Origin of the sequence: Micromonospora sonchi (assembly GCF_014646235.1) — a bacterium.
GTDB classification, from domain to species: Bacteria; Actinomycetota; Actinomycetes; order Mycobacteriales; family Micromonosporaceae; genus Micromonospora; species Micromonospora sonchi.
This window is the reverse complement of the sequence record NZ_BMNB01000022.1, coordinates 47,421-65,227: the sequence shown is the minus strand read 5'-3', so window position 1 is coordinate 65,227 and position 17,807 is coordinate 47,421. Positions and strand designations below refer to the sequence as shown.

General features: G+C 68.0%; 12 protein-coding genes and 1 tRNA gene. 4 read left to right on the top strand and 9 right to left on the bottom strand.

All coding sequences use genetic code 11. The annotated features are described in order from the left end of the window. Positions 1 to 30: 30 nt before the first annotated feature. The gene (locus IEY61_RS21535; RefSeq protein WP_189047153.1) at positions 31 to 2,190 is read right to left on the bottom strand and encodes a TerD family protein; all 2,160 of its coding nucleotides are present in this window, start codon (positions 2,188 to 2,190) and stop codon (positions 31 to 33) included. Positions 2,191 to 2,247: 57 nt separating this feature from the next. Continuing rightward, positions 2,248 to 2,376 (bottom strand) — tRNA-OTHER (locus tag IEY61_RS21530). 31 nt (positions 2,377 to 2,407) lie between these two features. Here IEY61_RS21530 and IEY61_RS32015 point away from each other — a divergent pair. Together IEY61_RS32015 and IEY61_RS21520 are read left to right on the top strand one after the other, a co-directional pair. Further along, a complete protein-coding gene (locus IEY61_RS32015) occupies positions 2,408 to 3,250 on the top strand; it encodes a DapH/DapD/GlmU-related protein (protein WP_308424586.1) in 843 nt (280 codons plus the stop codon). A gap of 404 nt (positions 3,251 to 3,654) precedes the next feature. Next, a complete protein-coding gene (locus tag IEY61_RS21520) occupies positions 3,655 to 4,953 on the top strand; it encodes an ISAs1 family transposase (protein WP_189047151.1) in 1,299 nt (432 codons plus the stop codon). A 49-nt stretch (positions 4,954 to 5,002) separates the two neighbouring features. Here the strand turns inward: IEY61_RS21520 and IEY61_RS21515 are convergent, their stop codons facing one another. The 7 genes from IEY61_RS21515 to IEY61_RS21485 form a co-directional block, all read right to left on the bottom strand. Continuing rightward, on the bottom strand, positions 5,003 to 6,184 hold the full coding sequence (locus IEY61_RS21515; RefSeq protein WP_189047149.1) for a helix-turn-helix domain-containing protein: 1,182 nt from the start codon (positions 6,182 to 6,184) through the stop codon (positions 5,003 to 5,005). A gap of 593 nt (positions 6,185 to 6,777) precedes the next feature. Next, complete coding sequence (locus IEY61_RS21510) at positions 6,778 to 7,974, bottom strand: helix-turn-helix domain-containing protein (protein WP_189047147.1); 1,197 nt, start codon at positions 7,972 to 7,974, stop codon at positions 6,778 to 6,780. 206 nt (positions 7,975 to 8,180) lie between these two features. Beyond that, positions 8,181 to 8,675, bottom strand: a complete 495-nt coding sequence (locus IEY61_RS21505; protein WP_189047145.1) for an SLATT domain-containing protein — start codon at positions 8,673 to 8,675, stop codon at positions 8,181 to 8,183. A gap of 152 nt (positions 8,676 to 8,827) precedes the next feature. Then, entirely contained in the window at positions 8,828 to 10,336 is a 1,509-nt protein-coding gene (locus IEY61_RS21500; protein WP_189047143.1) for a class I SAM-dependent DNA methyltransferase, read from the bottom strand. After that, a complete protein-coding gene (locus IEY61_RS21495; protein ID WP_268240676.1) occupies positions 10,329 to 11,315 on the bottom strand; it encodes a restriction endonuclease subunit S in 987 nt (328 codons plus the stop codon). The genes IEY61_RS21500 and IEY61_RS21495 overlap by 8 nt, the downstream gene beginning before the upstream one ends. 329 nt (positions 11,316 to 11,644) lie before the next feature. Continuing rightward, the gene (locus IEY61_RS21490) at positions 11,645 to 14,407 is read right to left on the bottom strand and encodes a type I restriction endonuclease subunit R (protein ID WP_189047139.1); all 2,763 of its coding nucleotides are present in this window, start codon (positions 14,405 to 14,407) and stop codon (positions 11,645 to 11,647) included. A gap of 262 nt (positions 14,408 to 14,669) precedes the next feature. After that, complete coding sequence (locus tag IEY61_RS21485) at positions 14,670 to 15,149, bottom strand: nucleoside deaminase (protein ID WP_189047137.1); 480 nt, start codon at positions 15,147 to 15,149, stop codon at positions 14,670 to 14,672. Between the two features lie 260 nt (positions 15,150 to 15,409). On the opposite strand from IEY61_RS21485, the gene IEY61_RS21480 reads away from it, so the two are divergent. Together IEY61_RS21480 and IEY61_RS21475 are read left to right on the top strand one after the other, a co-directional pair. After that, on the top strand, positions 15,410 to 15,886 hold the full coding sequence (locus IEY61_RS21480) for a hypothetical protein (protein WP_189047135.1): 477 nt from the start codon (positions 15,410 to 15,412) through the stop codon (positions 15,884 to 15,886). A 34-nt stretch (positions 15,887 to 15,920) separates the two neighbouring features. After that, a complete protein-coding gene (locus IEY61_RS21475; RefSeq protein WP_189047133.1) occupies positions 15,921 to 17,756 on the top strand; it encodes a glycoside hydrolase family 15 protein in 1,836 nt (611 codons plus the stop codon). Positions 17,757 to 17,807 lie beyond the last annotated feature (51 nt).

Below are 17,807 nucleotides of genomic sequence, written 5' to 3'. Positions count from 1 at the left end.
AAGCGCCCGCATGGCCTCGGCTGTCGCCGCTCACTCAGGGATCAGCTCGCTGAGTCGATCCAGTGTAAACGCCTCCGATCCGGCTGGCAGCTCCTGCGGCGCCTCGATGCCGACGAAAGTGACCGGCTCGTCCGGCAGGCGGCCGTCCCACGTCCTGACTTCGGCTCGCGTCCGCCAGCGGTCGAGAAGGTACGACATGGTGAGGTAGCGCCGCTCCATCAGCGCGCGTACCCGGTCGGCAGTGTTGAAGGTGTTGTCCTCCACCCGGTTGAAGGACGGCCAACCCGCCAGGTACAGGTGCAGCCACACGGCCTGCCAGCCCTGCTCGCCCCTGGTGAACACCATCGGCAGTGCGACCCGGCCCCGGCCGCGCAGCTGCGAACGCGCCCGCACGGTCCGCGCGTCGAACGGGGCGCCGCGCTGGTCCCGCGCGCGGGTCTGGTACCCGAACATCGACTCGGCGACCTCGTCGAACGACTCGCCGGCATAGATGTGGACCTGCGGCACCACATAGTGCCCGCGGGCCTTCAGGGGCACGTCGATGAACTCGGTCGCACCGTCCTTGGCGTCGGTGATGTCGCCGGAGTGCACCACCCGGCCGTGGCGGAAATTCGTCCAGGACACCTGACCCGTGGGGTGGAACTCGTCATCGAGCAGCAGCACCGACAGGTCGTAGTCGGTGCGACGACTGTTCTGACGCCAGTACATGAAGAAACGCAGCAGCTCACCGGAGAGCAACGCCCGCGAACCCCGCGGCAACACCGCGAAACCGCCTTCGGTGGCCTTGCCGGACAGCGGCAACGCGACGTCGAGCACCTCCGGGTCCACCACCAGCGGCCGCTCCGATTCCGGCAGCCGGGCGCTGATCTCGGCGTCCAGCAGCGACGACAACTCGGCCACCAGGCCGGCCGGCAGCGGCGGTCGCTGGTCGGGCCCCACCCACGCGGTGCGTGAGCGGCTGGCATACATCCGGGCGGACGCGGGCGTCAGGCGGTTGTCGACGTGCTCCCGCAGCGAGAGCAGCACCCGGCCCGACGCCGAGCCGAGCGCACCGGTGACCGCCTCGACCACAGCGGCCCGCTCCGCCGCCGACGCCAGCCGCAGCAGCCGGTCCGCGGATCGCAGGAGCAGGCCCGGCGCAGCCGACAACACCGACACGGCCGAACCGATGGCGCCGGCGCGGATCGCCTCCTCCGCACGGCCGGCGAGGTTGGGTACCCGCCGTTCGCCACGCGCGACCTTGAACACCTCCTGCGCGTGCGGCCACTGGTCGTACTCGTGCGGGTGCAGCCGTTCCCCGAGCCGCTTCCACCGCTCCGCGTAGCGCACCACATCACCGAGCTTGGCCGGGCTCGCACCGACGACGTCGTTCAACGCGGCCAGCAGCATCCGCCGCTCGGGGCGCCGGAAGGCACGAAAACGCGTGGGTGCGGCGAGCGAGACGTCCCCGCCGGAGACCTGGCAGGCAAGGCGCAGCACGTCGGTCGTGGTGTCCACGCCGAGCAGCGGCCGGCCCAGGACGAGCCGGATCCCGTTGAGCACGGCCCGGTTCTCCCGCACCGGAATCTCGGTCGGCTGCATCCCGTCCGCGCAGGCGACCGCGAGCTCACCGAGGATCGCGAGGTCCGCCTCGCCGTGCGGCGTCGAGCTACCCGCCAGCGCCAGGTAGAGCCGCTCCGCCTCCACCTCGGCCGGGTCGCCGAGACGCAGCACCGTCAACCGGTCACCGGCCGCGGCCACCAGGTCGTCGTGCACGGCCAACAGCTCGGCATAGGTGTGCTGGTATGTCCCGTAGGCCGGCAGATCGAGCAGGTTCACCCCACCCGAGACCATGATGTCCCGCAGCTGCGCGTCGGTCGCCGTGCCACCACCGGCGAGCACGGCCGCCCGCAGCCGCTCCACCCAGAACTCGACGGTGTCCGGCACATCGTCGGGGAAGCCGATGAAATAGGCGTTGTGCTGGACGTGGTCACCGACCAGCTCCCGCACCGCCGAGACAACCGTGGCGGCGAGATCCATCGCCGGCGCGGGCGCCAGGGCGCCGACGTGTTCGAGCAGGGCCCGCGACGCCGAGAACCCGACATCGAGCAACGCCGCGTCCAGCTGCCGAGCCACCGGTGTGCCGTCACCAGCCGCGCCAGTGCTCGCCGGCACGCGCAACGTCTTCTGAATGATCAGCTTTTCGAGCACGTGCTCCCCCCATTCCGGTCGATTCCGGCAGTTGTCGGCCCACCGCCGACGGCAGTGTGGGTCGCCGGGGACTCGAACCCCGAACCGTCCAATTAGACAGGAGAAGGAAGCGCCCCCATGACCGCACAGGTCGGAAAGCGGACGCGCTACTCAGTCGGATGCTCTAGCCAGTTGAGCTAGCGACCCACATGTCGATCATGCCACCAGCCGACCCGGCATGGCTATCGCGTTTTCGGTGGGCCCACACCGAGTCGTCGACCCGGGTGTGCCAGCATCGCTCGTGCGCAACGAACAACGCATACGAACACGGACGCAGGAGTCACGGGCCTTCGCGCAGCGCGTACAGCTGGTCATGATCCTGACCTCGCGCCTCAACGCGCTGCCCTTCGACGACCTCGACGGGCGCAGGACGCTGCTGACCGAGATCTTCGGTGAACCGGTCCCTGACTCGCTGTCCATCCTGCCACCGTTCTATTGCGACTACGGGCTCGGAGCATCGTTCGGCGAGCAGGTGTTCATCAATCAGGGTTGCTTCTTCCTCGACTACGGCGGCATCACGATCGGTGACCGAGTCCTGATCGGTCCCCGAGTGACCCTGTGCACGGCCGGACACCCCGTCGAGCTCGACGAGCGGTACGACTTCATCACGCACGCGCCCATCGTCATCGAGGATGACGTGTGGATCGGCGCCGCAGCCACGATCACCCCTGGAGTGACGATCGGTCGCGGCTCGGTCGTCGGCGCGGGCACCGTTGTCGCGAAGGACGTGCCACCGCTGAGCGTGGTGACGGCAACAAGCGTTGTCGAGCGGAAGCGTCTGAGGTCGGTAGGCTCGTCGTCCATGGGCACCGCGGAGGGGTTCGACTACATCAAGCGTCCGGACGGCAGCGTCGTCATCACGCACCGCGGCCGCGTGGCCACCACGCTGCGCGGGCAGCGGGCCGCCGAATTCCTCGACGAGGTCGACGACGACCCGCAGGGCCTGATGGCCCGCGTGACCGGCAATTACAAGCACGGCAACGAGCGCACGGCCAAACAGCATCCCCGTAATCGGCATTGAGCCGGTCACCTGAGCTTTCGCGAACACGCCATTGTGCGCGTGACGTCAGTCAGGTTGACGCGGCCGTCGGACAGGCCGGCGACCTCCTGAATGATCCCGTAACCCGAGATCACCGCCGAACTCGCGGAAGGTCTCCTCAGCGTGAGCGGTAGTAGCGCCGAACCCACCAGGACAAACAGGATGAGACAAGTTCGGGGAGGTTGCTGCCTCGCGGGCCGTCTGACACCGCAACTTCCCCGAAGATGCGCCGTTCGGTGCTGGTTCACACCCAGGGCCCCGGCGTTGTTCCGTTTTGTTCGGCTCCGTCCTGAAACGCCATGGCTGAGGGTTGCGTAGAGGACGAGCACGACTTCTGGTGATCTTTAGGTTCCTAGGCCAGAAGATCATGTTCAGGAGTCGTGCTCGTGCCGGTATCTTCCCCGATCAGTCCTGCTGTTGACCACCTCGCCGACCTGGCCCTGTGGGAGGCCGAACTCGCGGCCGACCCGCAGCAGGTGGCCTCGTCGCTGGCTGACCGCCTCGCCGTGGTGCCGGACCCACGTGCCCTTCGGGGCCGCCGGCATCGGCTGGTGGTGATCCTGGTGCTGGCCGCGTGCGCGACCCTGGTCGTGGGCAACGATTCGGTGGCGGCGATCTGGCAGTGGGCGACCGGTACCGGGCAAGAGGTCCTGGCCCGCATCGGCGCCCGCTACGACGCGTTGACCGGCCGGTATGTGGTGCCCAGCGAGCGGACCTTCCGCCGGGTCCTGACCGATCTGGACGGTGACGCCCTGGACGCGGCGGTCGGCGGGTATCTCGTCGACGTGATGCGGGGTGTCAGCCCCGCCCCGGTCCTGCCCGCTGCGGCCGGGCCGGTCGAACGCGAACAACGCCGCGCCGCGACCCGCGCGGTGACGCATCCGGTCCCGGCGGGGCTGCTGCCGGCCGCCGCGATCGACGGGAAACTGCTGCATGGGACTGTTACGGCGGCCGGTCGGGTGTTCCTGGTCGCGGCGATCGGCCACGGGACCGGGACCGTGCTGGGCCAACGGCAGGTCGCGGACAAACGCGGTGAGGGCACCGTCATCGAGCCCCTGCTGGGCGGGTTGGACGTGACCGGCATGGTCCTGACCCTGGACGCCCTGCACACGACGAAGAAGACCGCCCGGCTGATCACCGGCACCCTGCACGCCCACTACGTCCTGATCCTGAAGGCCAATCAGCCGCTCGCTTCGCAGGCCGCGCAAGCTCTGCTGTCCGGCACCGACGTGCGGTTCGCCGATCGCACCGACATCGGCACCGACCGCGGGCACGGCCGCACGGAACGCCGTACCCTGCGTGTCGCAGTCGCCGACGATGCCCTGTTCCCCGCCGCCCGGCAGGTGTTCCGGCTGCGTCGCGACACCGGCGGCCTGGACGGTCAACGCACCCGCAAGGAGATTGTTTACGGCATCACCAGCATGCCCGCCGATCTGGCCGCCCCTATCCACCTCAACCACTACGCACGCCAGCACTGGTGCGTGGAAAATCGCCTACATTGGGTCAGGGACGTCACCTTCAACGAAGACAACTCCCAGCTCAGGACCGGTACCGCGCCACGCGCCCTGGCTACCTTCCGTAACCTAGCTATCGGAACCTACCGGCTCGCCGGACGCGCCAACATCGCCCACGCCCGCCGCGACCTCCACGATCGCGCTGACGTCTTCACCGTCTACGGCATCTAGCAAACCATCACCAAGTCGGACAGAAGGAAACAACGCCGGGGCCCTGGGTTCACACCAGCCCGAGGCTGAGCGCCAGCTCGCCGATCGCCGCCGGTGCCTTCGGATCACGGGCGACCTGGGCGAGGACGTCCCGGCCCGCCGGCCGGCGCCGCACCTCGTACGGCGCAATGCTCTCCGCAGCGAGCAGCACTCGGGCCGCGTTGCCGGGGTCGTCGGTCTGAAGGTACGCACGGGCGGCGTCGATGAGGTGCGCGGCCCGGTGCTCGACCGGCAGCAGCCGCCACCCGTCCCGCCGGGTCGCCTGCTTGTGCCGCGCGACCGCCTCCCGCCCGTCGCCCAACTCCCCGGCGGCGGCGCACCGGGCCAGCTCGACAGCCGTCGGCCCGAACCCGGTCCGGTGATGGTCGTGCCCGTCACCAACCAGGACCGCCATCTCGGCGGCCTCGTCCAACAGCTCGCCGGTCGCGCGCTCGTCACCGCACCGGGCCGCCACCAACGCCGCCTGCACCAGCAACGTCCCGCACAGCGACAACTCCCCCGCCTCACCGACGCCATGGTCGGGCGGAGCGATCCGGTACGCGGCCGCCAGCAGCACCGACCGCGTCCACGCCGAGGTCCGCAACACCTGCCCGAGCTGCACCGCCGCAGCCGCCACCAGGACGGGATCACCGGTCGCGGCAGCCATCGCCCGGTCGGCGGCGAGCCAGGCAGGACTCGTAGCCTCCAACTTCACCAGCAGCGCGGCTGTCACCCGGTACGCCTCCACCACCGCCACCCGACCCGCCACCGGATCCCGGGCACCGGCCCGGTCGACATCGCTGAGCAGCCGGGGCAGCAACTCCACCACCTGCGGATACCGCGCATGCTGGTACGCCGTCCAGACGTACCCCACATGCCGCAGGAGACGATCGACGGGCACCACCGGCGCAGGCCGGTCACACACCACCGCGTACGACGACAACGCCCCACGGATTCGCGCGATGTCCACGCTGCGCGCCGCCGTTTCGGCGGGCTGCGCGTCCCGGCCGAGCAGCGTCGCGGCGTCGACCCGCAGCACGGCGGCGATGTCCCGGATGGTCGACACCCGCTCCAGCGAGCGCACCCCACGCTCCACCTTGTCGACCCAACTCTTCGACTTGCCCAACCGATCCGCCAACGACTGCTGCGACAGCCTCCGCCGTGCCCGCAGGTAGGCGACCCGCCGACCGATCGGCACCCCGTCACCGCTCATCCGACACCGTCCAGCGGCCACGGTTCACCGGCACGCGAAGCCGCGCCCGGCACGGCAGGTCCGCACCACACCGGCAGACCCGCCGCCGCTTCCGCCACGACCAGACCGGCCGATGCCGGCAAGCAAGGACGAGCGCCACCGCCGCGACATAATCGCCGTACGAAATGCGCCGGCTGTTCGATGTCGACCGGCCGGACCTGTTTGCCATGCCCCGGCTCACCGGAGGCTCCCCGGGCCGTGCCCGTTCACCGACCTGCCTGTGGTCGGTTTGTGGCCGCCTTGGGTCTGTTGTAGCTGCGCCGCGTGGTCGAGCAGCCGTTGCTGCGCCGCCGCCTGCTCGATGTCCTGATACCGCTGTCCGGTTCCCGGCGGTGGTGGTGGCTCGGGCCGCCGGAGCAGCCACCGCGTCAGCGCGCACAGCTCAGACCAGACCGTCACAGACTCGCCTCCTCGATCGAGCATCGGGAGGCGGCGGCGAAGTCCCGGCAGGCCCTATTGAGGGCCGGACCAGCACAGGTCCCGCCACCGCCAGTGACCCGCACGGTACGAAGGGTCACATGCGGCGGTGGGGAGAGTTTGTACCTGAGGGAGGGTTACCCCGTCACTCCCATGGCGAGAGCCAACTCTCGTGCGCCCTCACCGATCGTCCCCGGCCGGTTCGACAGTTCCAATGCGGCCGTGCGAGCGTACGGGTGGTGCCGCACGGTATCGACGCTCTCCCGCAGTGCCCGCCCGAGCAGGTGCACTGCCGCGACCTCACCCCGCGCCAGCATGTGCGCCCGAGCGGCCTCGATCAGAGCGCCGGCCCGACGAGTATGTGAGGGCAGCGCGCGGTAGTCGGTGGTGTCGGCCCGCCGCACGGCCTCACCCGGCCGGCAGAGGTCCGTCTCGATGGTGACCGCGTACGCCACGCAGGCCGCCGGCCCGAACATCAACCACGGGTGGACGTACCCGCCGCCAAGGCGACTCGCGGCCGAATCTGCGGCATCCCAGGCCCGCCAAGCTCGTCCCGCCCGACCAGCCTTGCTGTGTGCCAATGCGATGCCGAGTTGCGCCTGCCCCCACCGCGCCAACTGCTCGCCGCCTGCCGCCGGATCGACCAGCCCAGCGACGTCAACCAGCACCTGCTCGGCAGCCTCGACCTGGTTGGCACCCCGGTATACGTGGGCGTAGTACCAGGCAGCCACCGCCATCGCGGCGGGATCGTCGGCCTCCTGAGCCGCCAGCATCCCACGGTCGGCGGCAAGCCACACCAATTCCGGGTACGGCTGGTGGGCCAGGTACAACTGCACCAGGTGGTAGACCCGCGCCAACTCGACCAAAGCCTGCCGGCGAGCCGCACCGTCCAACCGCCGGGCGCTACGTTGCGCATCCGTCAGCAACCCGGGAAGCACCGCGGCGACCGCCGTGCGCTCGGTGGTCGATCGATGCCACAGCGCCCACGCCTGATCAACCAACCCACGCACCACCTCGATCGGCGTCACCGGGCCGATCGGCAGGGAAGCACGTTGCATGGCGGCAGCCACCTTGCCGACATCGGCATGCCCGGCGCTGGTCACCGAAGCCACCGGCAGGGACTGATCACCGGTCAGAACCGCAAGATCAGAAATGTCGAGCACCTCCGCCAGCCGCAGCAGCATGGGCAGACGAGGCGGCAGAAGCCGGCCGTTCTCCAGGGCCTTGACCCACTCCGCACTACGACCGACAAGCCCGCCAAGGACCGGCCGAGTCTTTCCTGAACGCTCGCGGAACGCGCGAAGACGGGCACCAAAGGTTGCCGGGTCGGTCACCGTCGCCTCCTAGGGATCGGTCTGGCCGGCGGACCACCGGGCGCTACGACCAGCAGACCGCCACAGTCGACGGTACGCGCATCGCCCGCCTCGACGCGCCCCGCCGCCGCGGTGGCACCACCGGCCCCAGGCTGGCTGGACCAAGCAATTGCACCAGTGCTACTCAGGGTCGCGGTGCCGTGATGGCCCGGCGCGTCCGGAAGGGCTCAATGGGTAGCTGATCCCGAGCGCCTGTACTCCTGCCAGCGAGAGCTGAGGTCGTCCCAAATTCTTTGATATTCATCGAACAACCCCCGCACTTTGTCAACTTCGATTTGGTCTGGTTGAGTCGATGCAATATAGTACATAACGTCGTCCCTCAGCCGGTAGAATCTATACTGACTTTCCTCCATCAGCACCCACCGTGCTCGCCACGCAAAAAACGGCTCGACCGTGTTTGCGACGGTTGCCACGGCTACCAGCGCAAAGCCGAGCCCTGCCCAGAAGTCGAGATTCTGCAATCCGAGAATGATGGTCGACGCGACGGATAGGGCAACGGCGACAAGCCGTATAAGTACAGCCCCCCGCCTGAAAGTCTCCTTCCGCAGCCTGACGTAGTCATTGCCACGCTCGATCCGACGAAGAAGATCAAGAGCAAGCGCGAGAGGATCGAGTCCTGAGCCCGCAAATTCTGACTGTATTGGCTCCTGCAAATTCGACATACCTATGCAGCGTAGTACCGTCCATCAATGCGCGAGATGGGAGGCGCCGCTCGGCCAACTGATCAACGGTAAGACTGAAAGCTCAAATCGACCGAGACGCGCCGCCAGCCAGGCAAAGCCCTGAGCACGCCTGTCGTGGATCGGCTGGCCAGTCAACTGTCAGCACTGGGTGCATCTGGCACGCCGGACGTTGCTGCAGCCTCCAGTGCGGCGGCGACAGCCTCGAATTCGGCCAGGGCTGCGGTGAGGTCTTCGACGATCTCTCGGGCGATGACCTCGGGGGCCGGGAGGTTTTCCATGTCCTCCAAGGACTCGTCGCGCAGCCAGGTGATGTCGAGGTTGACCTTGTCGCGGGCGAGCAGCTCGTCGTACGTGAAGGACTTGAACCGCTCGGTCGTCACACGCTCGGATCGGGGCTTGCCCGGCAGGTAGCTGGAGACGAAGTCTTCGAGGTGGTGACGGCGCAGCGGGTTCTGCTTGAGCGTGAAGTGGTGGTTGGTCCGCAGGTCGTAGATCCACAGTCGGTCGGTCCACGGCTGCTCGGCGGCAGGCTTCTTGTCGAAGAAGAGCACGTTGGCCTTGACGCCCTGGGCGTAGAAGATGCCGGTGGGCAGGCGCAGCATGGTGTGCAGGTCGAAGTCGTGCAGCAGACGCTTCCGAAGCTTCTCCCCTGCCCCGCCCTCGAACAGCACATTGTCTGGCAGGACGACGGCGGCCCGGCCGTTGATGTCGAGGATCGTGGCGATGTGCTGAAGGAAGTTGAGCTGCTTGTTGGCGGTGGTGACGACGAAGTCCTGCCGCTCGATCTCCCGATCCTCGCGGGCCTCCCGGCCGTCCGCGCCGATCATCGTGAGGGACGACTTGCGACCGAACGGCGGGTTGGATAGCACCACGGAATACCGCTGGCCCGGGTCGGCGATCAGGGCGTCCTTGACCTCGATGAGGCTCTTGCCCGTGGGGGTGCCGATGCCGTGCAGCAGCAGGTTCATGGCGGCGAGCCGAGCGGTGCCGTCGACCAGTTCGAAGCCGTGCACGAAGGTGTCGCGCAGATGGGCGCGCTCGGTCGGGGTCAACGTCTCGGCGTCGCGGGAGGCATACTCGTGCGCCGCCAGCAGGAAGCCGCCGGTGCCGGCAGCCGGATCGACCACCGTGTCACGAACGGTCGGCTGAACACAGTCGACCATCGCTTGGATCACCGCACGCGGGGTGAAGTACTGCCCAGCGCCGGACTTGATGTCCTCCGCGCCCTTGGAGAGCAGTTCCTCGTACGCGTCGCCCTTGATGTCGGTGCCGGCCGCCGACCAGTTCTCCTTGTCGATCAGGTCAACGATCAGCCGCTTCAGCTTGGCCGGGTCCTGGATCCGGTTCTGCGCCTTGCGGTAAATCGTGCCCAGCGTGCCAGGCTGACGAGCCAGGTCTTCGAGGATGTGCCGGTAGGTGACCTCCAGGTCGTCGCCCTCGGCGTCCAACAGCAACTGCCAAGAGCAGTGCCTCGGCACGATCCGCTCCGGCTTCAGCGGCCGGGTCTCCCGCTCATGCGCCATCTTGAGAAACAGCAGGTACGTAAGCTGCTCGGTGTACTCAATGGTGCCGACCCCGTCGTCCCGCAGCACATTGCAGTACGACCACAGCTTGTCGACCAACCGCCGCGCGTCAGACACCCGCTATCTCCTCAACCATGTCCATGTCACTCCCCCGCCCCGTCAACCGCCCGGAAAAGGCAGCGTCAAGCATCGCCTTCCGGAGAGCCTGACCTTGACGCCGCGTCGTACCAGCGTCCATGGCCAATCGATTAGCGACCCGTTCAATCTCGGAGAGTTTAGCTACCAATTCCCGCTGACAGGGCAGGGACGGGACCTTGAGGACAATCGATGCAATGGCCTGTTGATCGATCTTGGGCATTGAGCCTGCCAGTCCTTTCGCCTTGTCGCGCAGTTGGCGGTGGACTCGTTCGCTACGCAGCACTGCCGTGACGTACTCGGGGAGAACGACTTCAGTGTCAACCCGCAGGCGGATCATGAGATCGGGAAAGATCGCCCAATTATTTGGGCCGCCGTACATGGCGGCTGTCCCGACGAGTTCCGGCGTATTGGATCGCTGCACCAGGATGTCCCCGGGTGCCAGCCAGAGTCCGACTACCCGCTTCGGGTCAGCCGCGCTCATCTTAGTGAAGGCGTCAGCAAACAAACCTCGCGTGACGGCTGTCAGCGTCAACGTCCTAACGCCAGGCTCGCCGTCACGTGCGGCTCGGGCAGAATGGCCGTTGCGCATCGGTTCTCTCAACAGTTCCGCCACGCTTCTCAGGGGTGCTTCCTGATTTAAGAGCAAGCGGTCAGCACTTGCCCGCCTCCAGCCGTCGACCCGACGATCGGCAGAGTCAACCTCAAACTGCGCCGCATCGAGTCGGGAGAGATAATCTTCGAGGAGGTTGACGATTCTCTGCTGCTCCCGAAGGGGCGGCACAACGATGGGCAAATTAAGGAATCGTGATTGCGTCAGGTTTACGCCATTGTCACTAATTCCAGTTTTCATTAGGTCTAGGGCGGACTGGCACGCTGGACTCAGGAGCTGCAATTCAAGAAATCGAGGATCTACGAGCGCCTCATCCGCCCGAAAGCGGTACATCTTATCGGATATCATAAGCCGCGAACGTGTGGATCGCACAAGGCAGGGTATAGCACACCTGCCACGGGGTCCAGCCCGCGTAATTAGGATGTCGCCAGCAGAAACCTCTAATGCTAGCTTCGGCGACAGATGGTCCGGTAAGCGCTTATTGCGATCGTCAACGAAATACCCTGGCTGGATTGCCGCTGTCTGCAGCACCCCCCATGCACTTTCATCTACCGACGGCTCCCTATGGCACTGAGGACTCCATCCTTGTTGTAATAGCTGGCCAATAGGCAGCGGCCGGAGGACCTTTGAGATAGCCATAGAAGGCCAGGAGAGCGGTCTTTCGAACCCGTTGCCCGTCACGCCGTCAGCTCCGTGTTGAGTTGGTCGATGAGGGTGGCGGTGCGGGGGCCGAGGTCGCGGAGGGCGCCGTCGATGCCGCCGCGTTCGGTGAAGGGGGCGTTGTCCAGGTCGTCTGGGCTGATGCCCGCTGATGCGGCGATCACCTCGGCCATGCGGTCCAGCCACCACCTCTCCGTGTCGGTGAACGTGACTCCGGCCTGCTCCTGCTGGCGGAGCCAGCCGGCGTACCGCTCGCGAATCTTTTCCGCGTACGGCACGAGTTCGTCATCTTGCCCGATGGCGTACCGGATCAGCGACACCAGGTCGGTGAGTGTGTGTCGATCGCTGTGCCGGACCCGACTGGCCTCGATCGCTTCGTGGGCGGCCCAGATGAGGTCGATGGTCCAGTTGCGAGGCGGGCGCTGGATGCGGTCGGCGAGTTCCTTGATGTCGGCGAAGGAGATTCGCCGCCCGCGCGCCTCGGCCAGCAGCTGGATTGCGGTGATCTCGTCGCGGTGCTCGTCCAGGTAGGACCGCCAGGATGTGACGATCGAGCGGGCGCGGGAGGTGTCGACCACGCCGTACGCGTCTTCGAGCACGTCGACGCTGACCTCGTCGATGATCCGGTCATGGGTGCGGCGTAGCTCCAGGATTCGCTGGCGCAGTTGCGGGTTCGCCGCGATGGGGCGTACCGCCGTGTCGAGCAGCGCCTGCACGGCGGCTTCGGGGTCGGCGGCGCTGGCGGTGGCGCGGGCCTGGGTGTCGGGGTCGACGGCGTCGACCAGGCTGCGGACGATGTCGCGGACCGAGCCGCTGGCCACGGCGTCGAGTTCGGTGCGCTCGTCGGGGGTGAGCTGCAACTCCAGGGCGGCCAGCCGGGACGCGAGCGTCGCGGTCTCGGCCTCGGTGAGGGTGAGGGTGGCGGCCTTCTCCAGCAGTTGCTTGAGCGAGACGCCCTTCTCCCGGTTCAGCGGCGGATCGACGAAGTCGTGTTCGGTGACGCCGATGGCGTCGACGATGACGAACCGGGTCTTCTGCGTGGCGTCGGGGGTGACGGCCTGGAAGTCCGCTTCGGCGATGGTGCGGGCACCGCGACCCTTCATCTGCTCGAAGTACGCCGCGGAGCGCACGTCGCGCATGAAGAAGACGCATTCCAGGGGCTTGACGTCGGTGCCGGTGGCGATCATGTCGACGGTGACCGCGATGCGCAGGATGGCCGAGGTACGGAACGCCTGCAACTGGCCCTTCGCGTCGCGGGCGCTGTAGGTGATCTTCGCGGCGAAGTCGTTGCTCTTGCCGAACACCTGGCGGACGATGGTGACGACTTCCTCGGCGTGGCTGTCGTCCTTGCAGAAGATCAGCGTCTTGGGGACGGTGGACCGTCCGGGGAAGATCTCGGTGAACAGCTTGTCCCGGAACGTCTCTAGCACCAGGCGGATCTGCGAGGTGGAGGTGACCGCCCGGTCCAATTGCTTGTGGGTGTATTCCAGGTCCTCGTCCAGGGTTTCGAACCGCTGGACCCGGGTGCGGCGGTCGACCTTCGGCACGACCGTGCCGGCGTCGATCTTCGAGCCCTCGCTGCTGATCCGGGTCTTGATCCGGTAGAGGTCGAAGTCGACGTTGACGTTGTCGGCCACCGACTGGGGGTAGGTGTACTCCGACACCAGGTTCTGCCGGAAGAAGCCGAAGGTCTGCTTGCCGGGGGTGGCGGTCAGACCGACAAGGTGTGCGTCGAAGTACTCCAGCACCCCACGCCACACCCCGTAGATCGAGCGGTGCGCCTCATCGACGATGACCAGGTCGAACGTCTCCGGCGGCATCCCGGCGTGGTAGGCGACCGTGACCGGGTCATCCGGCACGTACCCGTCGAGGCCCGGGTCGTCGCCCTCGGGAGCGGCGTCGCCGGCCAGCACCTTGTAGACCCGCTGGATCGTGGAGATCACTACGGTGGAGCTACCCAGCATGCCCGCGCGGGTCAGCTTGTCCACGTTGTACAGCTCGGTGAACCGTCGGCCGTCACCCGGGGTGCGGTAGTTCTGGAACTCGGCCAGGGTCTGGTCGGCCAGGTTGTTCCGGTCGACCAGGAACAACACTCGGGTGAAGCCGCCGTATTTGAGCAGCCGGTAGCACTCGGTCACGGCGGTGTAGGTCTTGCCGGCACCGGTTGCCATCTGCACCAGCGACCGGTCGAACCGCTGCTCGGCCAGCGAGCGCTCGACTCCCTCGATCGCCGTGATCTGGGCCGGGCGTAGTGGCGCGACATCCAGCGGTGGGAGGTGCCGGACCTTCGCCCGCCACGTCGGTCGCTCGGGATCGGCCTCGGCGTCACGGACGATCCTGGCCAGGGTGCCGGGCTGCGGGAAGGCGAAGATCCGCCGCGCCCGGGGCTGCGGGTCGTATCCGTTGGTGAAGTGGGTCTCCGAGCCGCTGGCCTCGAAGACGAACGGCAGCCGTCCGTCGCGGGTCAGCGCCTTGAGCCGTACCGAGGGCGGCAACCCGGTGGCGTACAGGGCCGACTGCCATTCCACTCCGGACAGCGGAGTGCCCTGGGGCTTTGCCTCGATCAGTCCGACGGCCCGCTGGTCTACGTAGAGGAGGTAGTCGACCCGGCCGTGGCCCTTTGCCATGATCACTTCGCGGATGACCACACCCTGGCCGGCGAAGAGATTGGTTTCGGAGCGGTCCTGCACGACCCAGCCGGCATCGTGAAGCTGGCGGTCGATCAGAAATCGGGCCCGCTGCTCCGCCTGAAGTCGAAGATCGTCAGTCTTTCCCCCCACAACCCGTAGAGGCTAGTCAATCAAGCGCGCTGTCCGAATCCTCTTCATGACGGATCATCACGGTACGTCTGCCGGAAAATCGCCACGGTCGTCCACCGTCCTCAAGCGAAGGTCGACCTCGACCTGCCGGGCACCGTGTCCCCACCCACTCATCCCGTTGATCATGAGGTTAGCGGCAGTTGGGGAGATCCACTTCGCCGCTAACCTCATGATCAACCAGAATATTGGGGGGTGGCGTGGGAAGCGCTGCCGGCAGGTCTCCTCAGCGTGCGCCGTGGTAGCGCCGATGCAGGTCGCGCACCTGCTCGGTGAGCTCGGCCACGGGCCCCTGCACCACGACGCCGGGCGCGACGTCCCGGACCGGCAGGCTCCGGACCGGTGGCGCGGGCACACCCATCTCGGCCAGCCAGGCCGCCAGTTGCTCGGATGAGGCCACGTACACGATCCGGCCGAGGCCGACCCAGCCGTGCGCGGCGGCGCACATCGGGCAGTGCTCGCCCGACGTGAAGACCGTCGCCTGCGCACGCTCCTCGGGGGTCATGTTCGCCGCGGCCCAGCGAGCGAGCTCGAATTCCGGGTGGCGGGTCCGGTCGCCGCCCGCCACCCGGTTGTGGTCCTCGGCGAGGGCTCGGCCGTCGGCCGCGACGAGCACCGAGCCGAACGGCTCATCGCCCTTCTCCAACGCCTCGGCGGCCAGTTCCACGCACCGGCGTAGGTGCCGCAGCTCGGTGTCGCTCAGCATCGGATTCTCCCGGAGTCGATCGCTCGTTCTCGAGGTGCTTCGTGTGCACGGTCGTCCTGCCGGCATCGTAAAGGGCAGGCCGCTCTCCCTGAACTGGGGACTGACGTGCCCAAAGTCCATGATCATCGCCGATGGCGACCTAAAATCGGCACCCGACAGCGTGTCCAGGCGGAGGGGTGGACCGATGACCGGGAGAACGCTCGGCGTCGCCCGTACGGCCATGCCGACTCAGCACGCCCCCGACGTCGACCACTGTTGAGATGGACTGGGCCGCATGGGCATTGTTCGGGCTGGTGGCCACGGTGGCGCTCACCGCAGCGCTGATCTCTGCTCAACTGGCCGGCCTCACGCGCCTCGATTTTCCCCTGGTGCTCGGGACCCTCGTCACGGAGGATCCCGACCGGGCCCGGGTCGTCGGTTTCTTCATCCACCTCTGTATCGGTCAGGGCTTCGCTCTCGGTTACGCGGCGGCGTTCACGCTGCTGCACCGGGCGACCTGGTGGATCGGGGCGCTGTTCGGGGTGCTGCACGTCGGGATTGCGCTGACGGTGATCCTGCCGCTGTTGCCCGGTGTCCACCCGCGCATGGCGTCGCAGCGAGCGGGCCCGTCCAGCACGGCCATGCTGGAGCCGCCCGGCCTGTTCGCGCTCAACTACGGTGTGCAGACTCCGGTGGTCGCGGTGGTCGTCCACGTCATCTACGGGATCGTCCTCGGGTTGCTTCTCCGACCCGGCTGACCGACGTGGCGCGGCTCGTGAGGCAGCGGCCGCCATGAGCAGGAACTGCCCTAGGCCCGCGCCGCCGATCAGCGATTACGGGCTGCTGGGTGACACGCGCACCGCTGCCCTGGTCGCCGGTGACGGTGGGCTCGACTGGCTCTGTGTGCCCCGCTTCGACGGCGAGCCCCTGTTCGGCCGGCTGGTCGGCGGCCCGGATGCGGGAACGTTCCGGGTCGGCCCGGCCGGGCCGGCCACGGTCGTCGGACGGCGGTACCGGCGGCACACCGCCACGTTGGAGACGACCTGGGCGGTGGGCCGGGGCCGTCTCACCCTCACCGAGGGGATGATCGCCGAGGCCAATCGCCGCCTTCTGCCCACGACGCTGATCGTGCGGCGTCTGTCGGCCGAGGCGGCGGCGGTCGACGCCGTCGTCGAGTTCGACCCCCGCCTCGGCGTGCGGCACCGCCGGCCCCGGGTTCAGCACCGGCACCAGGCCCTGGTGTGTGAGTGGGGGTCGTTTGCGGTGGCTCTCGGCGTCGCCCCCCGGCTCACCATCGAACCGGGTCGCCCCGTCCCGATCACGGTCAGGCCGGGCTGTCCGGTCACCCTCGTGCTGGCCCTGGCCCACCACGAACCGCTGATCCACGTCGAGCCGGTGGCGGCCTGGGACCTGCTCGTCGAGGACGAGAGTCGATGGCGGGCCTGGAGCGGGGAGGTCGACGAATCGCTGCCCTTCCGGGAGGAGGTCGTCCGGAGCCTGCTGACCCTGCGACTGTTGACCTACTCGCCCTCGGGGGCCCTGGTGGCCGCACCCACCACGTCACTGCCCGAGGAGCCCGGTGGGATACGCAACTGGGACTACCGCTACGTCTGGCCCCGGGACGCCAGCATCGGCGTCAGCGCCTTCCTCAGCGTCGGCAAACCCGACGAGGCCCAAGGGTTCCTCGCGTGGCTGTTGCACGCCAGCCGGCTGCAGCGGCCGCGCCTGCCGGCATTGCTCACCCTGCACGGCCGCCACGTGCCGGCGGAACGGGACCTGCCGGGCTGGCCCGGCTATCTCAACAGCGTTCCGGTGCGGGTCGGCAACGGGGCCGCCGGCCAACACCAGCTCGACGGCTACGGCTGGGTGATCGACGCCGCGTGGGCGTTCGCGCAGGCCGGGCATCGCCTCTACAACGAGACGTGGCGGGCGGTGCGGGGCTTCGCCGACGTGGTCGCCCGGTGCTGGCAGGAGCCCGACGCCGGCATCTGGGAGGTCCGCGAACCCGCTCAACACGTGCATTCCAAGCTGATGGGCTGGCTCGCCCTGGACCGGGCCCTGCTCATCGCCGACACCCACCCGCTGCCCGAGCGCCAACGTCGACGGTGGCGGGCGGCCCGGGAGGCCATTGCCGCCGAGGTCCGCACGCGCGGCTTCGACCCGACGGTGGGCAGCTACGTCCGCAGCTACGGCTTTTCCGACCTCGACGCGGCCCTGCTCGTCCTGCCGCTGCTCGACCTGGACAGCATCGAGTCATCCCGGGTGCGTGGCACCATCGACGCCATTCGGGACAGGCTCTCCGCGGGCGGCGGGCTGCTCTACCGCTACCCGCCCGGACGGGACGGCTTCCCCGGCACCGAAGGCGCGTTCCTGCCCTGCTCCTTCTGGCTCGTCCAGGCCCTCGCCCGCACCGGACGCCGCGACGAGGCGATCGACCTGTTCCGGATCATGCTCGACCGCGCCACCCCACTGGGCCTCTACGCCGAGGAGATGGACCCGGCGACCGGCGCCCACCTCGGCAACTACCCTCAGACGCTGACCCACGCCGCGCTCATCCAAGCCGCACTCGCGATCCGAGACGCCCCCACGCCCGATACCGGGTCCGGCCGGCCGCGGGGCGGTGCCTGATCCTGCCGCCAGCCGGGCGTCGCGAAGCGAAGTTCCGCCTCGCCTTTTATC